Origin of the sequence: Streptomyces sp. NPDC002130, assembly GCF_040296465.1 — a bacterium.
GTDB lineage: Bacteria > Actinomycetota > Actinomycetes > Streptomycetales > Streptomycetaceae > Streptomyces.
The window spans coordinates 1-2,981 of the sequence record NZ_JBEOXI010000489.1; the positions used below are offsets into that span (position 1 = coordinate 1).

The 2,981-nt window shown below is 62.3% G+C and carries 3 protein-coding genes and 3 pseudogenes; 1 reads left to right on the forward strand and 5 read right to left on the reverse strand.

The window, feature by feature from the left end; translation table 11 throughout:
• On the forward strand, positions 1 to 230 hold a 230-nt coding region (locus ABT116_RS51095; RefSeq protein WP_502984031.1), incomplete at its 5' end, for a hypothetical protein.
• Between the two features lie 132 nt (positions 231 to 362).
• Here ABT116_RS51095 and ABT116_RS51100 read toward each other — a convergent pair.
• The 5 genes and pseudogenes from ABT116_RS51100 to ABT116_RS41535 all read right to left on the reverse strand — a co-directional run.
• Positions 363 to 488, reverse strand: a pseudogene (locus ABT116_RS51100) (WYL domain-containing protein); the annotation flags it as partial.
• Positions 473 to 997 (reverse strand): annotated as a pseudogene (locus ABT116_RS41520) (ABC transporter substrate-binding protein); the annotation flags it as partial. The pseudogenes ABT116_RS41520 and ABT116_RS51100, both read right to left, overlap by 16 nt.
• Before the next feature lie 51 nt (positions 998 to 1,048).
• Complete coding sequence (locus ABT116_RS41525) at positions 1,049 to 1,900, reverse strand: ABC transporter permease (protein WP_298783299.1); 852 nt, start codon at positions 1,898 to 1,900, stop codon at positions 1,049 to 1,051.
• Positions 1,897 to 2,655, reverse strand: a complete 759-nt coding sequence (locus ABT116_RS41530) for an ABC transporter permease (protein ID WP_298783291.1) — start codon at positions 2,653 to 2,655, stop codon at positions 1,897 to 1,899. Before ABT116_RS41530 ends, ABT116_RS41525 begins: the two co-directional genes overlap by 4 nt.
• Positions 2,652 to 2,981 (reverse strand): annotated as a pseudogene (locus tag ABT116_RS41535) (hypothetical protein); the annotation flags it as partial. The pseudogene ABT116_RS41535 and the gene ABT116_RS41530, both read right to left, overlap by 4 nt.

The window sequence follows — 2,981 nt, forward strand, 5'->3', positions numbered from 1 at the left end:
GTGTCGGCGAGCTCGGTTGGTTCGATGACGACCACTGGGGCGGTGAGCGCAATGCGCGCAACCGTCATGGCGAGCCTGCCGAGATCTTCGCTGCGGATCTCGACAAGGCAGCGGTCCGCTGCCACCTCGATCGGTGTGTGGTCAATCCATCTGAGTACGCCTTCGAGGTCGGCGAACGTGGCTTCGATGGCGAGTTTTGCATCGTGGCGACGGGGCGGCGAGCCGACTGATCTTGCGACGAAGCCTGCCGCGTCACCGCCCGGGATCTCGCGTGGCGTGAAATGACTGCCTGCCAGCCAAGGCTCCGAGAGCCGGTCCAGTCGAAATGTTCGCCAATCCGCACGATGGTGGTCCCATGCTACGAGATACCAACGACGTCCCGCCGTGACAAGGCGGTGCGGCTCGACGAGCCGTCTGCTGCTCTCGCCATCACCTCGCCGGTAGTCGAAACGAACGTGCTCGTGGTCACGACATGCCGCAGCGAGCACACTGAGTGCTGCAAGAAGTTGCGCCAGACCGGTTCACTGGACGAGGCGCATCCAATGGTTTTGCCGTACAACTCTTCCGGTGTATTGACGGGATTGTTTCCCATCGTCATGACGCATCCGGCGTAGCGACTGTAGACGGCGCCGACGATCTTCAGCGGCGCGCCCTTCGCGACGGCAGATCCGGCGATGGGCACCTGCGAGACTCCTACGAAGGTGCGTGAGAGGACATCGGATTCGATCGGTGGAGCGGTGGGTCCACCGGAGACCAGATCGGAGCCACTGAATCCTGCGTCGGTGTAGTAACCGTTCTTGTCGGCGACGTAGCTTCCGGCGAACTGGGTGTTCTTGATCCAGGCCAGCCGCTGGGATGCAACTCCGAAACCGTCTGCGGAGGCGCTGCCCGAGTCGCCGGACATGCAGGCCGACAGAACGGCGGGCCCGGCCAGAGCGAGGCCGCCCAAGGTGAGTCCGCGGGTGAGAAATTTCCTGCGATCAAACTGTGTGGTCATCGGGTATCCGTTTCGGTAACGAGGAAAGGTGGGGTTCGGCTGGCGCCGCTCTCAGCGGGGAGCGCTCATGCGTGATGTGACAGCGGCTTCGATGACGCTGACGATCTGGTAGATGACAATGCAGGTGACGGTGAGTACGACGACCGAAGACCACAATCGTGCGAATTCGAATTCGTTGGCATCCCTGAGCATCTGGCCTCCCAGTCCCTGCCCGGTGGCTAGCCATTCGGCCAGTAATGCGCCGACGATCGAGGTGGTGACGGCTAGACGCGCTGCGGCGAACCAGGTGGGAATGGCATGGGGCAGAGCAACTTTCCAGAATGCGGACAGAGTGGATCCGCCATACGCGACCACCATATCGACATCGGTCCGCGGAGTACTGCGGATCCCCTGCAGCATGGTGAGCAACGCGGGCACAACGACGATCGCAGCACCGATGACGGCAGTGCCGACCAGTCCGCGTCCGAAGATCAACACGAGAATCGGCGCGATAGTGACCATCGGGATCGCATGCAACGCCGTGACAGACGGAATGAACATGGCCTCGGCTGTGGCCGAAAAGTAGAAGAGCAGTGAAACACCGGCCGCAAGAAACAGCCCGAGGACAAATCCATACGACGCATCGGTGAGCGTGCGGGCCAGATTGGAGGTGATCACTGCGCGGTGCTCCGCAGCATCGGTGTCGGTGATCAAGTAATTCCAGACATCCGTCGGCGACTTGGCGACGAACGGGCTCACATCGACCAGTCGAATGAAGAGGGTCCAGGCGGTAAGGATGGCGATCACTGCCCCGACGAGCGTCGCGAGAGTACGCGCCAGGCTGTGCACAATCGTGAGGGCCTGGTTTCGCTGTGCGGCGCGCGGGCCGGCGACCTCCGAGGGCGAGTCCTGTGTGATTGTCATGCGTTGACTCCCGACGTACTTGCAGCCCAGGGGGTGGCTATCTTCTCGACAGTGTTGACCAGCAGGAATGCAAGACCGGCGATGAGGCTCGATACCAGCGTGATTCCCCAGGTGCGCACCACGTCACTCGAGGACTGAGCGACAACGAGCGCAGCCCCTAAACCTCGCTCCTGCCCCATGAACTCACCGATGATCGTTCCCAGAATTGCCGCGGGCACAGCGACTTTCAGTGCAGTCAAAATACTCGGCAACGCCGACATGAGCTGCACCTTACGCAGAACGAGGTACTCACCGCCGCCGTACGCACGGACCAGATCTTCGCTCGACGAATCAGCATGTGAGAGCCCGTTGATGGTGCCGACGAGGGTGGTGAAGAAGACCGAGACTGCGGCCATGATCGCGGACGTGACAACACCGTCGAAGCACGCCGCGAGGATGGGTGCGATTGCGATCAACGGGATGCACGCCGACGCGATACCCACCTGCAACACCAACTTCTCGAGGGCCGGAACCGTCGTCACCAGCGCTGCGCACGCGATCGCGGCAAGATTTCCCCACAGGTAGCCCACCGAAGCCGATGCCAACGTGACGGGAATGTGGACTCCGTAGAAGGCGAGACCGTCGTGCATCACGCCGCCGACAATGGCGGTGGGTGGCGCTATGCCCGGGCCGAGAATGCCTGTCATACCGACGATCTGCCACACGATGAGCACGACCCCGGTGCCGAGCACTCCGAGGAATCGACTGTTCTTCATCGGCGGTCACCACCCACGGTGGCCAGTGCGTCCTCGTCGCGGGTGCGAGCGCTGAAGAGAATGGAGGACAGGAGATCGACGTATTCGTGGAATTCGCGGGTGCGCATCATCTCCGGTGTCCGGGGCCGCGGCAGATCGATCTTGACCACCTTCTCGACGCGCCCGGGCCGGGCGCTCATAACCACCACGGTGTCCGAGAGAAACACGGCCTCAGCGATACCGTGCGTGACCATGAGGGTGGTGGCAGGCCGCTCGGTCCAAATCCGGAGAAGCTCGATATTGAGCTTCTGTCGGGTCATGTCGTCGAGGGCGCCGAACGGTTCGTC

Excerpts from the sequence above, each read along its gene's own strand:
- ABT116_RS41525 (WP_298783299.1), bottom strand. The coding sequence starts at position 1,900 with ATGACAATCACACAGGACTCGCCCTCGGAGGTCGCCGGCCCGCGCGCC.
- ABT116_RS41530 (WP_298783291.1), bottom strand. The coding sequence starts at position 2,655 with ATGAAGAACAGTCGATTCCTCGGAGTGCTCGGCACCGGGGTCGTGCTC.